This is a genomic window from Sulfurimonas sp. SWIR-19 (genome assembly GCF_020410885.1).
GTDB classification, from domain to species: domain Bacteria; phylum Campylobacterota; class Campylobacteria; order Campylobacterales; family Sulfurimonadaceae; genus Sulfurimonas; species Sulfurimonas sediminis.
Genome location: NZ_CP084578.1, coordinates 916,055 through 934,424 on the forward strand (window position 1 = coordinate 916,055; position 18,370 = coordinate 934,424).

Below are 18,370 nucleotides of genomic sequence, written 5' to 3' on the forward strand. Positions count from 1 at the left end.
TCGTTATCTTCTCATCGATGCAAATACTTCAAATTCCAATACTTTTTTCATAAATTTCTGTATTTAATTTTATATTATTTTTAAATAAAGAATTCATAGTTCAAATAATTATTTATTAAATTTGAAAATAATGCTGTTACAACTCGAAACAACAGCTAAGAATATTTATGCATAAGCATGAAATAAGGTTGCCATATTCAATAATATTCGCATAATTGTATCGAACAATTATATTTTTGAATATTCACTATGTAGAATAAATATATAATAAATTGTAACTAATTAAATCAGGCGAATAAGTGACAAATACAGAATTATTATCTATAACAAAAAAACTTACTGTTTTATATGCAGAAGATGACCTGGAGATGAGAAAAAGTACAACTACTTTATTGAAAAATTTTTTCTCTCATATTTATACTGCATTTGACGGTAGAGAAGCTCTGGAAATATATAATAACAATCTTGCGAATATTGATCTTGTGATTACAGATATCTTGATGCCACACTTAAACGGCATAGAACTTACAAAAGAAATATTATCTATAAATAAAGAACAAAAAATTATAGTTATATCTGCTTATAATGAAACAAGCTATTTTATTGAACTAATTAATACCGGAGCTGTTATAGGGTTTTTGCAAAAACCTATTAAACGTCAAGAATTATTGAATATTTTAACGACTGTATCTCTCTTTTATAAAGAGGAATATGAAACTACTATCCCACTGAAAGATGGATTTTTATGGAATAAAGAGCTTAAGAGACTTTTTTTAGAGGGTAAAGAGATTCCATTGAGTGCCAATGAAACTAAACTTTTAGATCTGTTTTTAAGCTATCCTAACACTGTCTTTTCTGCTATTGATTTGCACATTTATCTTTTTGAAGACACTAAAGAGTTTTCGGAAGATTCTATAAAAAGCTTTATTAAACGTCTCAGAAAAAAGATCCCTTTATCCTCAATACAAACACACAAAGATTTAGGTTATTCTCTGAGTATCTAGTTTTTGACACCTTCTTGACACTTCTCAATAATATAATTTGTCTAATAAAATTTTTTATTAGGATATTTTATGGAAATTCAAATGAAGCAAGATGAACTCATTGTCTCAAAAACAGACACAAAAGGGCGAATTACCTATGGTAATTTCTATTTTATTTCAATATCTGGCTATTCAGAACAAGAGTTACTCAATGCTCCGCATAATATTTTGCGTCATCCTGATATGCCTCGTGTTATCTTTAAACTTTTGTGGGATCGCATTCAAGCCAAAAAGTATATCAATGCTTATGTAAAGAACCTTACAAAAAATGGAGACTATTATTGGGTTTTTGCAAATGTGACTGCATCTTTAGACGTGCATGGAAACATTGTTGGCTACTATTCAGTTAGAAGAGCTCCATCAGTAAGAGGTATAAATATAATTGAAAAACTCTATAAAGAGTTGCGTCAAGCTGAAGCGAGCGGTGGAATAAGTGCTTCATTGAAAATATTGGAAAAACAATTACAACAAGAGGGGCAGAACTATGATGAATTTATTCTCAATCTTCAAAAATAAAAAAAGAAAAAGTGATGAAGCACTACTAGATCAGGTAAACAGTGTAATGGCAGACGCGGCAAACGGTAACCTTGAAAAAAGAGTTACCAATATTCCGCAAGATTCCAAATACTATAATATGGCATGGAATTATAATAATTTACTAGACCAGGTTGAAGCATTCATGCGTGACAGTGAAACTGCTATAAAGCTTGCAACCAATGGTGATAACAGTATCGTGATGTTTCAAGATGGATTTAAAGGTATATTTGCCCGTTCGGTTGAGCCGATAAATAAATCATTAGAGGGCATTAAGTCAGGAATACAGTTAAGAACACAGGGAAATCTTTCGAAAAAATTTAATGAAATCGGAGGCGGAAGTGTTGGCGGTGTTTTACAGGTTAAAAAAGATATAGAGTTTGGTAATGAGATATCCAAGACAATTTTACAAACATCAAAAGATACCAGCAAAGCATCACAGGATAGTATCCAATCGATAGAATCTGTTCAAAATAATTTTGAAAAACTTGATGAAAGTATAACTGAAACGGTAAAAGGGATTGATGCCCTCAATCAACAGTCATTAGAAATTTCTACCATTGTTGAATTGATTCAAGATATAGCAGAACAGACAAACCTGCTCGCACTCAATGCTGCGATAGAAGCCGCACGTGCCGGTGAACATGGTAGAGGTTTTGCCGTTGTTGCCGATGAAGTAAGAAAACTTGCAGAAAGAACACAAAAAGCTACAACAGAGATATCTATGACTATTTCAACTTTAAAACAGGAAACCAATGAAATATCAGAAGAGTCTGAGACAATGTATGAACTGGCAAAAGAGTCTCAAAAATATCTGGAGAGTTTATATACGACACTGCAAAGTTTTAACAGATCAGCAAAAGAAACTGCCGATAATGCAAATCATATTAACAATATTTTTCTTATATCCGTTGCTAAAATTGATCATATTGTTTTTAAATCAAAAGCGTATTCGACACTTTTAAGTCAGAATATTTCGGAACCGTTAGCAGATCATCTTTCATGCCGTTTTGGAAAATGGTATCTTAATGACGGTAAAGAGCAGTTTGGCAAAACAAAAGTGTATAACAAACTTGATGCTCATCACAAAGTAGTCCATGACTCTGCCATAAAAAACATGAAGTTTGCCAAGAGTAAAACAGCACTTTTCCCAGAAAACACAGAAGAGATTATTAAAAATTTTACCGTTATGGAAAATGCAAGTAACGAGCTTTTTCATTTACTTGATTTAATGATAGAGGAGTAAAAGAGTGCCACTGCAGGAGTTGCAAAATTACGCAAAAGAACTTCACTTGCTTTTTGTCGAAGATGATGTAGATGCGCGAACAAGTACATCGGAAATGTTGAAAAATATCTTTACCCATATTACAGTTGTTACAAACGGACAGGAAGGGATAGAAAAATTTCAAAATAAAAAATTTCATATAATTATTACAGATATCAATATGCCTGTAATGAATGGTCTTGATATGATAGAAAAAATTCGCCAACAAGATATAAAAATTCCAATCTTCATATTATCTGCCTATAGTGATGCAGAATATATTTTACGAGCGATTCAACTTGGGATAGACGGATTTATTATAAAACCGCTTATCTATCAACAGTTTCTTACAGTTTTAAAAAAAGCATTGGAAAAGATTCATCTAGAGACACTTGCTAAAAATTATCAAGAACAGCTTGAAAGAGAAATTAAAAAACAAACGCAGGAGTTGAGGCATAAGCTATATTTTGATGATTTAACCGGTTTGTGTAACCGCTATGCTCTGTTTGAAGATTTAAAAAAAATTACTGTACCAATTATTTTTATTATAGATATCAATGGATTTAAATCTATTAATGAAATTTATGGCGCAGAGACTGGTTCTTTTGTATTACAAGAGTTTGCACATTTTTTACAAAATTTTACTGCAGCTGAAAATTATAAAACATATAGAATTTCGGCAGATGAGTTTGTTGTTTTGGATGACTGTGAATATATTGATTTTGAAAAATATGAAACTTTTCTACAAGACTTCTTCAGAGAGTTTGCATCTTTTCGGGTTGTAACTGAGCAGGATATAATTTCGATAGAAGTTACTGTAGGAATGTCAACTTCACAATATAATTCGTACGAATATGCAACAATTGCATTGGAGTATGCTAAAAAACATAAAAAACAGTATATGATGTATTCCAATACTATTGATAACCGATCTGCAAAACAGGATATTCTTATCTGGAAAGATAAGATTAAAAATGCAATTGAGAATAATGATATTGTTACAGTTTACCAAGGTATCGTCAATCAGGAAGAAAAAGCAGTCAAGTATGAAGCTCTCATGCGACTTCGTGATGAAGATGGCACACTGATCTCTCCTTACTATTTTTTGGATATTGCAATAAAAACAGGACTCTACCCTCAACTCTCTTCGTATGTAATATTTACGAGTCTGAAAAAGATAAAAGAGATACAAATACCTATTGGCATTAATTTTACAGTCAATGATATTAAAAACAAACTTTTTATTGATGAGATTGAGGATTATATTAAAAAGAATCCTGATGTCGGTTCGTTGGTAGTAATGGAGATTACTGAGAGTCAGAGTATGGAAAATTTTGATGATATAAGAATATTTATTGATCGTTTTAGGAAATATGGTGTAAAATTTGCCATTGATGACTTTGGTAGCGGATTTTCAAATTTTGAAAATATTTTAAATATAGCACCAGACTATATTAAAATAGATGGTTCACTTATAAAAGATATTGATAAAAATGAAAAATCTTTTATTCTGGTAGAAGCGATAGTGGAATTTTCTCATAAACTCAATATAAAAGTGATTGCTGAGTTTGTACATTCTAAAAAGATTTTTGAAATATTAAAATCTTTTCAAGTGGATGACTATCAAGGTTTTTATTTTTATGAACCAAATGAAAAAATAATTTAGGAGAAAAAATGGATAAAAAAATGGCACTAAGCAAGAAGCAAATCGGACTTGAAACTTCTATGGTTGCAAACAAATTAACAGATGAGTGTATTTATGTAAGCCTATTTGGACTGTTGGATTCAGCTCGTATAGAAGATGTCTCAAAAAAAATAACCAAAATCAGTGAATCAGACAAAATTGTCTGTGTTATATTGGATTTATACAATGTTGATGCAATTGATACAGCAGTTGCCGGATATATAAACAGGTTGGGAAATATACTTAAATTGATGGGTATTGAACCTATTATATGTGGTATTAAAGCAGAGTTGGCCGAGAAGATGGTAAAAACAGATATTTATTTTAGCGGAATACAGATAATTAGAAATTTACAGGATGCACTGCTTGTAAGTTTTAAAGTTACAGGGTATAAACTTATAAAAACAGAAAAATAGTTGTATTATGTCACTTGTTTTCCATATTTTAGATGAGATTGAAGCATATCAATGTGCAAGACAAATAAACGAAATAGCGAAAGAGTTTGGTTTTTCTCAGTTTGATGCAGGTATGTTTTCAATTGCAGTTACAGAGATTGTTATTAATAGTATCCGCTATGCAAAGGATGTAAAATTAAGTTGCAGATATACGCAAAACAACAAAGGACTGGAAGTTTATATTGAGGACAAAGGCAAAGGTATACAAAATATTCAACACTCGTTACAAGACGGCAATTCTTCTACAAAAGACAGTCTGGGGTTTGGGCTTGGTGCTGCAAAAAGATCGGTTGATGAGTTTTTGATCGAAAAAAGTGATGCAAGCGGAACATCAATTGTTCTTAGAAAATATATTGATGAACCTAGGTATGAATACTCTCCGATTTCTGTTAAAAAGGAAGCAAATCAGTTTAACAGTGATGCATATTTTATTAAACATTATGATGGTGATAAAAGCTTATTTGCTATTATTGACGGTAGCGGAGACGATCTGCCGGCATATAAAACCGTACAAAGTGTAAAAGGACTTCTGTTGGAAGAATACAGGTTGCCCTTGGGAGACATTGTAAGGTATATTAATCTTATGCTTTCCAATAATGATGATTTTGAAGATATCACTCTTGTGCTGTTGCGTTTGTTGCCTGATAAACTCGAGTATATGATTTTGGGAAATGGTTTTATTGTCTCTTATCCTAAGATGAAGTTTCAAGCATATAGGCAAGCTTCCTGCCTGAAGTTGCCTGAAGATTTATCAGTACAACAAGAGCTGCTTCCTGAGCAGTTTTGTATTGTACTGGCAAGTGATGGTATTGAGTATAATGATTTTTTAAATAAAGAGGTTTTTAATTTATCAACTTTAGAGTTGGCAACAGATATTTTCAATAAATATAATGTCGATGATGCTTCAACCGTAATAGCTATAAAGAGGGAAAAGAGCGATGTCAGAAACTAAGCAGTCTCTTGCACTGCATCAATATTTAAGTGGCATAATAACAAATATACCCTACGGGATTCTTACTGTTTCTGAAAATTCAGAAATTAGCATGCTCAACAGTAATATATTAGAAATTTTGGAAATCAACGAAGAAAATTTACATGATTATATAGATAAAAATTACAAAAAACTTTTTTTTGAGGTTCCAAAAATTATTGATATCTATGTGGAGAAAATGATTCAGAAAAATCAACTAAGCGTTGATATAGAACAGTTTCCTTTTAAAAGTAAAATTCTGAATATCAAAATGAGAGCGATGCTTGATGGGACGATTTTTATTATAGAAGATATTACACAAAGGGTTCAGCAAGAAAAGAAACTCAGAGAGCTAAACAAAACACTGGAAGAGCGGATTCAACAAGAAGTAGCGAAAAACAGAAAACAGGATCAGCAACTCCAACAACAATCCCGTTTGGCACAAATGGGAGAGATGATCTCAATGATTGCACATCAGTGGAGACAGCCTCTTGGTGCCATTGCCAGTACATCTGTTAACTTATCTATGAAAATAGAGCTGGAATCTTATAATTTGAATAATTTACAAGAGCAAGAAGCGTGTCAAAATTATTTTTTACAACAGCTAAATGTTATTGAAAATCTTGTTCAAAACCTTACAAATACCATTGATGATTTCAGAAATTTTTATAAACCAAACAAGCAGTCAATTTTATGCACTTTTGAAGAAGTTATTGATAAATCATTAAATATCATTTTTGCATCCTTGAAAAATAATAATATTCAAGTGAATTTTAATTATGTTCGCTTAGAAAAAATAAAAATGTATGACAGCGAAATTATGCAGGTTATTCTGAATATTTTAAAAAATGCACAGGATAATTTTCGGGAAAAAAATATTTCAAACCCTTGTATTGATATAACAGTAAAGGATAAAATACTTTCAATCGGTGATAATGGAGGGGGAATTTCAGAAAATATCATACAAAATATCTTTGATCCTTATTTTTCTACTAAGAGTGAAAAAAATGGTACAGGACTTGGACTCTATATGTCTAAAATAATTGTTGAAGAACATCAGAACGGAAAACTTACTGTTAAAAACAGTGATGATGGGGTTTGTTTTACGCTAGATTTAAGAGAAAAGACTAACTGAAAAACCTGCACTGTTTTTATGATTCCATTACTGAAACAATCAGCGGGATGACATTATGACTTTTTGTTTTATCTATAAAACCGCTTGCGCCTAAATCTTCTGCTTCTCTTTTGTTGTTGTCTCCTGTCATAGAACTGTTGACTATGATTGGAATATCTCTTGTCACAAGATTGGCTTTAAGGTTTTGAATAACAGTAAATCCGGACATTTCAGGCATTTCTATATCGGTAATAATTGCCGGTATCTCCTTCGCTGATTCACCGAGGGTTTTAATGTACTCAATCAGTTTTTTACCATTGTCAAAAAGTTTGATATTGATATTTGCTTTTTGAAAAAGCTGTATTAGGTGTCGTTGTGCGGTTTTTGAATCTTCTGCAATGAGGACGGTCCCGTATTTCAGTTTATCGGGAATGACAATATCTTTTAAAAATTCTATATCTTTGTCTACATTTACAAGTGCCTGCGGCAAGACATCTGCAAGAAGTTTTTCATAGTCCAGAATAAGGCAGAGGCTTCCGTCTTCAAGCCTGGTGTCATTCATAACAACTCCGTCTTCTTTGAGTCTGTAACTGTCCGGTGCGTGCATCTCATTCCAGTTTTTTTTGATTACTCTGTAGGCGGACATAATTCTCAGCCCAATAATAATGCCGTTAAAGTCACAAATTAAAATTTTGGAATGAGAAATTTCATTTTCATTTAATGTCACATCCAGCCATGCAGGAAGATTTAAAATGGGTATTTGCAGGTTTCGAAGGACTATTGTCCCTTCAAGCAAGGGATGTACAGAGGGTATTTGTGTCAAAAAATGATTTTTAGATTCGACCACTTCTCGGGTTTTAAAGATATTGATAGCATAAAATGCTGAGTCCTTTTTCTCACTTACCCTAAAGACCAACAGTTGTAACTCATTGTTTTTTGCCAGATTTGTAGCAGCATCGACATTGTCTAATACAGACATATAATACCTTTAATTTTAAATAGGTATTAATAGTAGCGAAAATAAAATGAATTTGGCTTGAATATTAGTAATGAAATGTTAAAATAAGTCTATAATATCACTCAGGAAAGAATTTTTGAAAATAATAGTAACATTTCTTTTTATCACGACCCTTTTGTTTTCCAACGTATACTATTCAAAAGTAGAACCGTATGAAATAAGAACAATTGCATCAAATGTCTCGGGCAAAGTGCTTTACACAGATGAGAATATGATTGGGAAAAAACTTTCATCAAAAGTTTTTATAAAAATTGATTCAGAACTTGATGAAGATGAATTAAAAGCTGTTGAGAAAAAGCTCTCTTATCAAAAAAATACTTTGCTTTTGAATGAAAAAATACTGCAAAATCTACAACAACTTGTAGAAAAAAAGCGAGAAAATTATCAAAAAATCAAGCATTTAAAGATAAAATCCCGCATAGAAAAAGACAAAGAGTTTTATGACCTGCTGAGCAGTGAAAATTCCTCTCTTGCAACACAAAAAGAGATAAACAGTCTAAAAACCACTATAGCTGATTTGGAGTTAAGACGAAAACAGCTTGTAAAAACTATAAAAGACAAAAACATCAGTGCCAAAGGCTTTGTATTGTATGAAATCTCTGTCAAAGCGGGTCAAACGGTAGGAATCTCTACACCTTTGGCAAAAATTGCAGATACCTCCAGGGCTCTTTTGAGTGTTTATTTGGATAAAAATGATTTAAAAGATGTGAAGAAAAAAGTGATATATATTAACGGAAAAAAAACACCGTATAAAGTCTCACGTGTTTCTTATATTGCAGATACAAAAAATATTTCAAAATACAAAGCGCAAATTATTATTGATGCGCAAAAAGTATTTTCCGGATTGGTAAAAATTGAAATTAAAGCGAGTAATAATGAAAAGTAGTCTTACTGCCTGTCCTCTTGACTGTTATGACGCCTGCGGTTTAGTGTATGATGAAAAAAAACTCAAACCTCTTAAAATCGGACATACAAACGGGTTTTTATGTCCCCATCTCAACCATTATGACAAATTTGAAAGAATAGAAAAACCACGGTTTCAGGGAAAAGAAATTACGATGGAAGCAGCACTTTTGAAACTCAAAGAGTTGCTTGCAGTAGAGTTTAAAAGTGATGTTTTACATTACAGAGGCAGCGGCAACTTTGCTTTGATGCAGGAAGTGACAGACCATTTTTTTGCAAATTTCGGGGCAACGCTTACAAATGGAAGCTTGTGTGACGGAGCGGGAGAAGCCGGAATTATAGAAGGCAGAGGCAGTAACAAAAATATGCCTTTGAGCGAAATTGAAAAATCAGATGTGATTATATTTTGGGGAAGAAATCCGCATACGACTTCTTCTCACATATTACCGCTTATAAAAGACAAAACCATTATAGTGATAGACCCGGTGAAGACAAAAATTGCCCAGATGGCCGATTTACATGTACAGATAAAACCGCATACAGATATATATCTGGCATTGCTTTTAGCACGGTTTGTATACATCAATGACAGTTTGAATGAAGCGTTTATAGAACAGTATGCGAGTGAATTTGAAGAGTATTACGAATTGACCCAGGGTGTACGCATTAAAGCAACACTTGAAGATATCGGTGTGACTTTGGGCGATATTGGTGATATTTTACACATGACTATAGATAAAAAGGTTGCTATTGTCTGCGGTGTCGGGATTCAAAAATACAGAGACGGGGCGGATGTGATGCGCAGTATTGATGCTTTTGCCGTCTCCCTTGGCTTTTTTGGAAAAGAGGGCTGCGGTGTGGCATATCTTGGAAACTCCAAAGAGGGAATGAGCTCTCCTTTTGAAACAAAAGCAAAACGAGTCTCCAAGGTCAATACTGAGTTTGATGCGTTTGAAACTGTTTTTATTCAAGGAGCAAATCCTCTTGCACAGATGCCAGACAGTTTGAGAGTGAAAAATGCTTTGGAAAAAACACAAAATATAATTTATTTTGGTCTGTATGAAAATGAAACAAGCGCAATGGCAGATTTGGTAATTCCTGCAAAAACCTTCCTGGAAAAGGATGATATACGTACCTCTTATGCGCATAACGGACTGATGGTGATGCATAAGCAGATTGAGAGTGACATCGGCATCAGTGAGTATGATTTGGCAGCGTATCTGTGTCAGGCATTTGATATAGAACTTAAAGCAGAAGAAGAGTACCTGCAGTATTTTAAGAATTTTGGTGTGAAAAAAATAAACGGATGTTTTGAGGTTGAAAACAGAGAAGCAGTTCCGTATCAAAACGGTTTTGATACCAATGACGGTGAATTTGTTTTTTTAGAAGAGTTTGAAACGCAGCAGAGTGAGGCTGAGGATGAGTTTCATCTCATAACACCCAAGAGTCCCAGAAGTTTAAATTCTCAGTTTCACAGAGAAAAACATCTCTATATACATCCTTCTCATGGATATAGTGACGGTGAGGAGATTGAGATAAGTTCACAAAACGGCAGTGTTGTTTTGGCAGTGAAAAATGACACGAGACTGCGTAAAGATACGGTGCTTATATACAGCGGCACACCTGGTGTCAACAATCTGACATCCTCAAAGCACTCTTATGAGGGTAAATGTGCTGTTTTTCAAGAAAATAAAGTTAAAATTGCTAAAAAATAAAGAGAGTAGACAAAATGAACATTAAAGAAATGGATAAAAAATATGTTTTACCTACATATGCACGGGCAGATATAGAGTTTGTAAGAGGAAAAAACGCTACTCTCTTTGACAGTGAGGGGAAAAAGTATATAGATTTTACTTCGGGTATCGGTGTTGTTTCAGTGGGTCATGCCAATGAAAGAGTGAGCAAGGCTTTGTGCGAACAGTTGGCAAGTGTGACACATACATCGAATCTTTACTATATAGCACCCCAGGCACAGGCCGCTCAAAAAGTTGTCGAGACAAGCGGGTATGATATGCAGTGCTTTTTTGCAAACAGTGGTGCAGAAGCAAATGAAGGGGCTATAAAAATTGCCAGAAAACACGGGGAGCGTGACGGAGAGATAAAAAGATATAAAATTATCACACTCAACCACTCTTTTCACGGACGAACCATTACAACAGTCAAGGCAACAGGACAGGAGGCGATGCATAACTATTTCGGACCTTTTCCGGACGGCTTTGTTTATGCAGACGGTATAGACGAAATAGAATCACTGTTGGACGACCATACAGCGGCTGTAATGATAGAACTGATTCAGGGTGAGGGCGGAGTAGAGCCGCAAGACAAAGAAAAAGTACAGGCACTGGCAAAGCTTTTAAAAGAGCGTGAAATTCCTTTGATTGTAGATGAAGTACAAACCGGTGCCTATAGAATCGGTGAATTTACGGCATCGCAGGCTTATGAAATCTCTCCTGAGATTATCACCCTGGCAAAAGGCATCGGCGGAGGTGTTCCTGTAGGAATAGTCATGACAACACTTAAAAATGTTCTCAGCGCAGGAGACCACGGATCGACATTTGGCGGGAACTATCTGAGCAGCCGTGCTGTATGTGAAGTGGTAGATATACTCAATGAAAAAAAACAAAGCGGTGATTTGGAAATAACTTCTTTGATGTTCAATCAGTCTTTGGAAAAATTTTACAATGCCAACAAAGATATTTTTACACAAAAAGTGGGGATTGGTATGATGTGCGGTTTGCGTGTCAAAGATGCAGATACACTGACAAATATTATAAACCTGGCAAAAGAAAATGGTGTCATCGTGCTTAAAGCAGGAAGAAACACACTGAGATTTTTACCACCGCTGACAATTACAAAAGAGGAAATTGATGAAGGCTTCAGTGCTCTTAACTCTGCTATGTCTCAGCTGTAGTTTTCCTCTTTTTGGAGCTGATGACAATGCTGATCTGGAGAAATTTATATCTTCTTACAAGCAGTTGCAGTTTCAGTATGATTATGAAAAAAATGAAGCGGAGAGTTCCAGACTGCGTGACTCATGGATAGTTCCTGTTCAGATCAATTACAGTTATTCCAAAAACAATGCTTTTGGTGTTGGGCAGTCAAACCAAAATGCCGCTATTCGGATAAATCAGCCAATATTTCAAAGCGGTGGTATCTACTATGGCATTAAATTTGCCAATGCAAGTAAATATTATACGAAATACTCTATAGATGTGGCAAAACGCAAAATGATTAAAGATACTATTGCTGTTTTGATGCAGATAAAACAGACAGAGTTCAAAGAGCAAAAGCAAAAACTACAAATTAAAAACAGTGAAATAAATTTGGAACAAAAAAAAGAGGAGTATTTCAGCGGACAGCTTGATTCAGGGTTTTTGGATGATGCTGTGATTCAAAAAAATACAGCCTTATCTGTTTTGTACGATATTCAGGCTGCAAAAGAAAAACTGGTGAGCTCCTTTCATGCTTTAAGTGATTTGGATTATACAAAAGTTGCTATTCCGAGACTGGAACTTTTACAACATGACGAGTTTTTACAACATAATATAGTGCTGCAAATGGATAAAGCCCAGACAGAAAAAAACAGATACAATAAAAATGTTACTCTTGCAAAGTATCTTCCAAAAGTAAATCTTACAGCAGGATACAACTGGAAGCTCACGACAAATCAAGCTTTTCAGGTAGGTCCGACAATTGTCAGCAATTCAAATGAGTTAAATTATTATGATTATGGCATTGCCATTTCAATTCCACTTGATATCAATACATTCAGAGATATAGAATCTGCAAAAGTAGACTACTTAAAGGCAAAAATTGTGCTAAAAGACAAACAAAGAGAATTGAATTCTTTGTATGAACAGGTCATGCACAATATAGAAAACTATAATAAAAAGATAGCGTTAAGTAATGAAAATATCATATTATATACGAAGCTTTTGGAAGATACAAAAAAACTTTTTAAAGCTGGGTACAAGACAAAATATGATGTGCAAAGACTTGCAAATTCTTTGCAGATACAAAATATAGATACAAAAATATATGAGCTGGACAAGCAGTTGGAACTTTTGAATCTGTATGAAATGTATATCAGTAATGAAAAATAAACGGGAAAAAGAATGAGTCAAAAATTTAGTGAATATATGGCAGAGTGGCTCTATGGTGAAAACGGCTATTATGCAACCTATAAAAATATAGGCAAAGAGGGTGATTTTTATACGGCAGTCAGTACAAGCAAGTTTTTTGGCGGTACCATTGCCAAGCATATTATTAGGCTTGTTGATGAAGGTTTTTTGCAAAAAGATGCAGTAATATGTGAAATAGGGGCGCATCATGGGTACTTTTTGGCAGATGTGTGTGAGTTTCTTTATACTCTGCGACCGGAACTTTTGTCAAGTTTTGAGTTTGTCATTATAGAACGCTTTGATGATTTGCAGAAACATCAAAGAGAATATTTTTCAGAGAGTTTTGGTGATGCTGTTGCGTTGACGCACTATAAATCATTAGGTGAGCTTACATGTAACAACGCTTTTTTTATAGCCAATGAAATATTTGACGCATTTCCCTGCGAACTCTATTTTAAAGGCAAGCGCGCACGGGTACAAAACCATGAAGTGATTTTTGATGAGCAAGATGACTGGGTGGAACAAAAGGCAAAAAAATACCACAAAGACAGAGGGGAAATTGCACGAGGATATGAAGCATTTGCAAAAGAGATGGCAGATGCTGCGAAAAAGTTTGAATTTATAAGCTTTGATTACGGTGAAATGCAGGCACGTCCCGATTTTTCACTCAGAATTTATACAAAACACGAAGTGCATCCGTTCTTCGAAGAGGGTTTGAACAGAGAAGAACTCTTTGCAAAAAGCGATATCACCTATGATGTCACCTTCTTACATGTAAAGGATGCCTATGAGGAAGCCGGTGTGGATTTTGTGGAATTTAAAGCACAAATGGTCGCACTCGTTGATATGGGGATCTTAGAGCTTTTGGAAATGTTAAAAGAGCATGTTGACGAAAAAATATACAAACAGGAACTTGAAAAAGTAAAGATGCTCATCATGCCCAACTTTTTGGGGGAAAGATTTAAAATGATTCGTTTTAGAAAAGGTTCCTAAAGGGAACCTATCATCTTCATTAACTCTTCGGGTCTGTTGGAGTTTTTAATGGCATTTTCTTTTGAGATAATATTTTTTTGAAGCAGTTCTATGAGTTGTTGTGTCTGTGTTGTCATATGCGTCTCTTGCTGGTTTAACTGCATTTGAGAATAAATCTGGTGCACTTTGTCTTCTCGTATTTGATTTTGGATTGCCGGATTTGTAATAAGTATCTCTTGTGTGGCCACTTTACCGCCGCCTATTCTTGGAATAAGTGTCTGTGCAATAACCGCTACCAAAGAAGAGGAGAGTTGTGCCCGAATTTGGGCCTGTTCTTCTCCGTCAAACACATCAATAATACGGTTGATCGTTCCGGGAGCCGAGTTTGTGTGCAGAGTTCCAAAAACCAGGTGACCGGTTTCGGCTGCTGTAAGTGCTGCTCCGATGGTTTCGGCATCACGCATCTCCCCGATAAGAATGATGTCGGGGTCTTGTCGCAGTGAGTATTTGAGTGCTGTGGCAAAAGATTCTGTACTGTTTCCCACATCACGCTGAGAAAAAAGTGATTTTATGTTTTTATGAACGAATTCTACCGGATCTTCAATAGTGATAATATGGCGGCGTTCTGTCATATTTATCTCGTGCAGCATGGAAGCAAGTGTTGTTGATTTACCCGAACCTGTCGGACCGGTTACCAAAATAAGTCCTTTTTCTTTTTTTACCAGTTCTTTGAAAATAGGCGGATTTCCATATTCGTCAAGTGTCGGAATTTCTATAGGAATCATACGAAAAGCACAGGCAATTCCGTGAATGGTTCTGTAAAAGTTTGCACGAAAACGACCAACATCCTTGAGCTCAAATGAGAAATCCAGTTCATTGCGCTCTTCAAAAATTTTCTTTTGTTTGTCTTCAATGAGAGAATAGGCCATCTCTTCAATATCATTGGCGGTAAGCACAGGAAGATTCAAAGCGCGTAACTCTTTGTCTATTCTGATTTGCGGTTCACTGCCTACAACAAGGTGTAAATCCGAAGATTTAAATGCCAAGACACTTTTTAACAGCTTTTTGATATCTAAGCGTTGCGTAGAACTCTCTGTTTTTGCTTCTTCATTCATAAAAAACTCCTTTGGTATTGTTCTTCATTGAAACCGACAAGAACATCATCGTTATACTCTACGACAGGACGCTTAATCAGCAGGTTTTCTTTGCAGAGCCACTCTTGTTGCTGCTGCTCATCCAGGTTCAATTCTTTGAGTTTGAGATTTCTGTATGTTGTACTTCTGGTATTAAAGAGGGGTTTGATGCCGACTTTTGACACCCAGTAGTCTATTTTCCCACATGGAAGTTCCTGTGTTTTGAAATCAAAAAGTTCATACGCGAGATCATGTTTTTTAAAAAAAGAGAGTGCCTTTTTGACGCTGTCACAGTTTTTAATGCCATAAACTTTTATCATGGAACTACTCAATGATTTTAGGAACGATGAAAAAATCATCTGCACTTTTTGGAGCGTGCTTTAAAATTTCCTGGCTGATGGTAATATCACACTGGGGAATATCTTCGCGTAAAGGTGTTGCTCTGTCATCCATAGCAAAAGTACTGTCCACTCCACTTGTATCCAACTCACTTAAATTGTCTACAAAACTTACTATTTCTGAGAGCTGCGATATAATTTCTTCACGTTTATCATCGCTTACATGTAAATAGGAAAGTTTTTCCAGTCGTGTTAATAGTGTGTCATCTACTTGCATTGTCTGTCCTGTATAATAGTTTATTTTGATTTTATCATATATTTGATAAAACTTTAACTTATTTATGGGTAATATTAGAAACTTTATAAAACAATCGAATAGATATAAGGAAGAATTTTTGAGTTTAAAAGAAAATATTGAAATGGTAAAAGAAGAGCTGACATCAGAAGAAAAGTTTTTTGAAAAAGCAGTGGTTACAGAGAAATTTATAAAAAAATATAAAAAGTTGATGATAGGTTCTGTTGTGGCAATTACACTGTTTATAGCCGGTGACATTGCATACAATATTAACAAACAGCATACACTTGAAGCGGCAAACCAGGCACTTTTGACATTACAGAAGAATCCGAAAGATGAAGCGACACTGGCAACTCTGGCTTCATTGAGCCCTAATTTACATGATCTTTGGGTTTATTCGCAGGCTGTTGTCAGCAAAAATATAAAAGAATTGGAAAAACTCCAAAATTCTCAGGCTTTACTGCTTGGTGATTTGTCAAGTTATGAAGTGGCACAAAATCTTCAGGATATCAATAAACTTGAAGAGTACGCTGAAAAACAGGATGCCATATACCGGGACTTGGCTCAGGTGCAACTTGCAATTTTACTGATGCATGACAAAAAGATAGAAGAGGCGCATTCAAAACTCAGTATGATCAGTGTAAACTCTCCATTGGCACAGGTTTCTCGTGCTTTAATGCACTATGGAGTAAAATAGACTTTGAAAACATATATATTTTTAGCATCAATTATGCTTGTATTGCTGAGCGGATGTAGCACAAAAGAGGTTTTTACACCAAAAAAAGTTTCTTATGACTGGAAAAATCATGCCAAAATTGAAGATGAAATAGTTGATATTTCATCAAATATGGCACTTTTGGATAATGGAAAAGTTTTAGACAGAGACGGAAATATAAGCATACAAATTGACAAAGAACATCAAAGAGTACTCGGTGAAAGTGACGGTTGGGTTTTATCTGCCGCAATTGACGGAAACTTGACACTTACATCAGAGCAATCAGCGAAAACGACAAAACATTTTGCCTTAAAAAGAACAATAGCAACCGCAGGTGTCAAAGATAATATTTTGGCAGTTTTATTTGCCAACAATGAAATAGCCTTATATGATATGCCTTCAAAAGAGCTCTTGTTTAAAGAACAGGGTGGTAAAGCGATAGCAAATGATATTCGAATTGTTCAGCCATATTTTATGAATGATCTGGTTATCTTTTCAACATTGGACGGCAAAGTCATTATTGTTAATACAAAACTGAAAAAAAGACTCAGAACTGTCATAGTCTCGTCTGATGATTATTTTAACAATATTGTCTATTTCAGTATATTTGATGATAAAATCATTGCCGCAAGTGATTCCAAAATCTTGTCACTTTCGCAAAAAGAACTGCGTGCCAAATATGAATTACGAAATATCGTGCATGACGAAAAATCTTTGTATATTACAACAAAACAGGGAGAAATACTCTCCTTGACACCCTCTTTGCAGGTTGATTCTAAAATAAAGTTTCCTTTTGCACACTTTTTGGGGATGATCAGTGATGGAGACAATTTATATGTTCTGGAAAAAGAGGGGTATATGATAGTGGTCAATAAAAAAACATTTGATTATACCATTCATGAAGTAGATTTGGATGAGGGGCTTGTTTTTGTCGGTAAAAAAGCCTTCTTTGTAGATAATGAGAAAATTTCCATACAATAGATGTCAAACGAACTGGAAGCTTTTTTAGAGTATATTACTGTAACAAGGGCTTTGAGTAAAAAGAGTGTGGAGGCGTACAAAAGTGACTTGTGTGCCATAGAAGAAAAACTCTCAAAACCGTTGATTTTTCTTGACACACAAAAACTTATGACGCTTTTGTCTTCGTATGAAAACAAACGCACACTCAACAGAAAACTCTCCTCCGTTAATGCTTTTTTTGAATTTTGCTACAGGCAGCAATTTAGCAGTGAAAAAACAAAACTGAAATTTGCAAAAATTCCAAAACTTCTTCCGAAATTTTTATCTTATGAAGATATATTACACGGTCTGGAACTGATAGACAGAAGCAACTGGATAGGCTTGCGAGACTACGCCCTTATACTGTTTTTATATGCAAGCGGCACGCGTATCAGCGAATGTCTGGAGCTGGAACTCGGCGATATAGAAGGCGGATGGTTACATGTAAGGCATGCAAAAGGAGAAAAAGAGCGTATTGTTCCTCTGGCAAAAGTTGCAAAACAGGCAATAGATGCCTATCTGTTTACATGTAACATGCAAAAAGAGTATGTCTGGTGTAATTACCAGGGAGGAAAACTCAGTCGGATCTCCGCGTATAAAATAACACAAAAATACCTTGGAGTCTCCCCTCATGTACTACGTCACTCTTATGCAACTTCACTTATTCGGGGTGGAGCCGATTTACGGGTAGTACAGGAACTTTTAGGACATGCTTCACTGTTGACAACACAAATATATACCCATATTCAAAAACAGGATTTAAAAGATACTGTAGAAGTATGTCATCCTATGGCAAAGGAGTCACTGTGAAT

19 protein-coding genes are annotated in these 18,370 nt (G+C 34.8%); 15 read left to right on the forward strand and 4 right to left on the reverse strand.

Going from position 1 to position 18,370, the window contains the following annotated elements; translation table 11 throughout:
* The first annotated feature begins 299 nt into the window (after positions 1–299).
* From LCX93_RS04760 to LCX93_RS04795, 7 genes are all read left to right on the forward strand, one after another.
* Positions 300–1,004, forward strand: coding sequence for a response regulator transcription factor (locus tag LCX93_RS04760; RefSeq protein ID WP_226068998.1), 705 nt, complete (start codon positions 300–302; stop codon positions 1,002–1,004).
* A gap of 69 nt (positions 1,005–1,073) precedes the next feature.
* Positions 1,074–1,559 (forward strand): PAS domain-containing protein, encoded by a 486-nt coding sequence (locus LCX93_RS04765; protein ID WP_226069000.1) that lies wholly within the window; start codon positions 1,074–1,076, stop codon positions 1,557–1,559.
* The gene (locus tag LCX93_RS12635; protein WP_283949365.1) at positions 1,528–2,823 is read left to right on the forward strand and encodes a methyl-accepting chemotaxis protein; all 1,296 of its coding nucleotides are present in this window, start codon (positions 1,528–1,530) and stop codon (positions 2,821–2,823) included. The genes LCX93_RS04765 and LCX93_RS12635 overlap by 32 nt, the downstream gene beginning before the upstream one ends.
* Before the next feature lie 4 nt (positions 2,824–2,827).
* Positions 2,828–4,507, forward strand: a complete 1,680-nt coding sequence (locus LCX93_RS04780) for an EAL domain-containing response regulator (RefSeq protein WP_226069002.1) — start codon at positions 2,828–2,830, stop codon at positions 4,505–4,507.
* A gap of 8 nt (positions 4,508–4,515) precedes the next feature.
* Complete coding sequence (locus LCX93_RS04785) at positions 4,516–4,941, forward strand: STAS domain-containing protein (protein WP_226069004.1); 426 nt, start codon at positions 4,516–4,518, stop codon at positions 4,939–4,941.
* A gap of 7 nt (positions 4,942–4,948) precedes the next feature.
* Positions 4,949–5,932 (forward strand): ATP-binding protein, encoded by a 984-nt coding sequence (locus LCX93_RS04790; protein WP_226069006.1) that lies wholly within the window; start codon positions 4,949–4,951, stop codon positions 5,930–5,932.
* Positions 5,919–7,085 (forward strand): PAS domain-containing sensor histidine kinase, encoded by a 1,167-nt coding sequence (locus LCX93_RS04795; protein ID WP_226069007.1) that lies wholly within the window; start codon positions 5,919–5,921, stop codon positions 7,083–7,085. Before LCX93_RS04790 ends, LCX93_RS04795 begins: the two co-directional genes overlap by 14 nt.
* Before the next feature lie 16 nt (positions 7,086–7,101).
* On the opposite strand, the gene LCX93_RS04800 is transcribed toward LCX93_RS04795, so the two are convergent.
* A complete protein-coding gene (locus tag LCX93_RS04800; RefSeq protein WP_226069008.1) occupies positions 7,102–8,043 on the reverse strand; it encodes a chemotaxis protein in 942 nt (313 codons plus the stop codon).
* 115 nt (positions 8,044–8,158) lie between these two features.
* Here LCX93_RS04800 and LCX93_RS04805 point away from each other — a divergent pair, with 115 nt between their 5' ends.
* Genes LCX93_RS04805 through LCX93_RS04825 form a run of 5 tightly spaced genes read left to right on the forward strand, consistent with a single transcriptional unit; the run spans position 8,159 to position 14,099 of the window.
* On the forward strand, positions 8,159–8,968 hold the full coding sequence (locus LCX93_RS04805; protein ID WP_226069009.1) for an efflux RND transporter periplasmic adaptor subunit: 810 nt from the start codon (positions 8,159–8,161) through the stop codon (positions 8,966–8,968).
* The gene (locus tag LCX93_RS04810; protein WP_226069010.1) at positions 8,958–10,700 is read left to right on the forward strand and encodes a molybdopterin-containing oxidoreductase family protein; all 1,743 of its coding nucleotides are present in this window, start codon (positions 8,958–8,960) and stop codon (positions 10,698–10,700) included. Before LCX93_RS04805 ends, LCX93_RS04810 begins: the two co-directional genes overlap by 11 nt.
* A 14-nt stretch (positions 10,701–10,714) precedes the next feature.
* Entirely contained in the window at positions 10,715–11,896 is a 1,182-nt protein-coding gene (locus LCX93_RS04815; RefSeq protein WP_226069011.1) for an acetylornithine transaminase, read from the forward strand.
* Positions 11,853–13,088 (forward strand): TolC family protein, encoded by a 1,236-nt coding sequence (locus LCX93_RS04820; protein WP_226069012.1) that lies wholly within the window; start codon positions 11,853–11,855, stop codon positions 13,086–13,088. Before LCX93_RS04815 ends, LCX93_RS04820 begins: the two co-directional genes overlap by 44 nt.
* Positions 13,089–13,100: 12 nt before the next feature.
* Positions 13,101–14,099: an SAM-dependent methyltransferase gene (locus tag LCX93_RS04825; RefSeq protein WP_226069013.1), complete on the forward strand. Its 999-nt coding sequence runs from the start codon at positions 13,101–13,103 to the stop codon at positions 14,097–14,099.
* On the opposite strand, the gene LCX93_RS04830 is transcribed toward LCX93_RS04825, so the two are convergent.
* The 3 genes from LCX93_RS04830 to gatC are packed head-to-tail and all read right to left on the reverse strand — an operon-like array spanning position 14,096 to position 15,826.
* Complete coding sequence (locus LCX93_RS04830) at positions 14,096–15,193, reverse strand: type IV pilus twitching motility protein PilT (protein ID WP_226069014.1); 1,098 nt, start codon at positions 15,191–15,193, stop codon at positions 14,096–14,098. The two genes, LCX93_RS04825 and LCX93_RS04830, sit on opposite strands and share 4 nt — an antisense overlap.
* Positions 15,190–15,570 carry an arsenate reductase family protein gene (locus tag LCX93_RS04835; RefSeq protein ID WP_349636704.1) on the reverse strand — a complete coding sequence of 127 codons (381 nt, stop codon included), beginning with the start codon at positions 15,568–15,570 and terminating at the stop codon, positions 15,190–15,192. Before LCX93_RS04835 ends, LCX93_RS04830 begins: the two co-directional genes overlap by 4 nt.
* The gene (gene gatC, locus LCX93_RS04840) at positions 15,536–15,826 is read right to left on the reverse strand and encodes an Asp-tRNA(Asn)/Glu-tRNA(Gln) amidotransferase subunit GatC (RefSeq protein ID WP_226069016.1); all 291 of its coding nucleotides are present in this window, start codon (positions 15,824–15,826) and stop codon (positions 15,536–15,538) included. The genes LCX93_RS04835 and gatC overlap by 35 nt, the downstream gene beginning before the upstream one ends.
* 118 nt (positions 15,827–15,944) lie before the next feature.
* Here gatC and LCX93_RS04845 point away from each other — a divergent pair, with 118 nt between their 5' ends.
* From LCX93_RS04845 to LCX93_RS04855, 3 genes are read left to right on the forward strand one after another with little or no spacing between them, the layout of a single operon-like run.
* A complete protein-coding gene (locus LCX93_RS04845) occupies positions 15,945–16,541 on the forward strand; it encodes a YfgM family protein (RefSeq protein WP_226069018.1) in 597 nt (198 codons plus the stop codon).
* Between the two features lie 3 nt (positions 16,542–16,544).
* Positions 16,545–17,540 (forward strand): hypothetical protein, encoded by a 996-nt coding sequence (locus LCX93_RS04850; RefSeq protein ID WP_226069020.1) that lies wholly within the window; start codon positions 16,545–16,547, stop codon positions 17,538–17,540.
* Positions 17,541–18,368 carry a tyrosine-type recombinase/integrase gene (locus LCX93_RS04855; protein ID WP_226069021.1) on the forward strand — a complete coding sequence of 276 codons (828 nt, stop codon included), beginning with the start codon at positions 17,541–17,543 and terminating at the stop codon, positions 18,366–18,368.
* Positions 18,369–18,370: the final 2 nt, after the last annotated feature.

Coding starts and splice junctions, on each gene's coding strand:
- LCX93_RS04765 (WP_226069000.1), top strand. CDS start 1,074: ATGGAAATTCAAATGAAGCAAGATGAACTCATTGTCTCAAAAACAGAC.
- LCX93_RS12635 (WP_283949365.1), top strand. CDS start 1,528: ATGATGAATTTATTCTCAATCTTCAAAAATAAAAAAAGAAAAAGTGAT.
- LCX93_RS04785 (WP_226069004.1), top strand. CDS start 4,516: ATGGATAAAAAAATGGCACTAAGCAAGAAGCAAATCGGACTTGAAACT.
- LCX93_RS04790 (WP_226069006.1), top strand. CDS start 4,949: ATGTCACTTGTTTTCCATATTTTAGATGAGATTGAAGCATATCAATGT.
- LCX93_RS04795 (WP_226069007.1), top strand. CDS start 5,919: ATGTCAGAAACTAAGCAGTCTCTTGCACTGCATCAATATTTAAGTGGC.
- LCX93_RS04800 (WP_226069008.1), bottom strand. CDS start 8,043: ATGTCTGTATTAGACAATGTCGATGCTGCTACAAATCTGGCAAAAAAC.
- LCX93_RS04810 (WP_226069010.1), top strand. CDS start 8,958: ATGAAAAGTAGTCTTACTGCCTGTCCTCTTGACTGTTATGACGCCTGC.
- LCX93_RS04815 (WP_226069011.1), top strand. CDS start 10,715: ATGAACATTAAAGAAATGGATAAAAAATATGTTTTACCTACATATGCA.
- LCX93_RS04820 (WP_226069012.1), top strand. CDS start 11,853: ATGAAGGCTTCAGTGCTCTTAACTCTGCTATGTCTCAGCTGTAGTTTT.
- LCX93_RS04825 (WP_226069013.1), top strand. CDS start 13,101: ATGAGTCAAAAATTTAGTGAATATATGGCAGAGTGGCTCTATGGTGAA.
- LCX93_RS04830 (WP_226069014.1), bottom strand. CDS start 15,193: ATGAATGAAGAAGCAAAAACAGAGAGTTCTACGCAACGCTTAGATATC.
- LCX93_RS04835 (WP_349636704.1), bottom strand. CDS start 15,570: ATGATTTTTTCATCGTTCCTAAAATCATTGAGTAGTTCCATGATAAAA.
- gatC (WP_226069016.1), bottom strand. CDS start 15,826: ATGCAAGTAGATGACACACTATTAACACGACTGGAAAAACTTTCCTAT.
- LCX93_RS04855 (WP_226069021.1), top strand. CDS start 17,541: ATGTCAAACGAACTGGAAGCTTTTTTAGAGTATATTACTGTAACAAGG.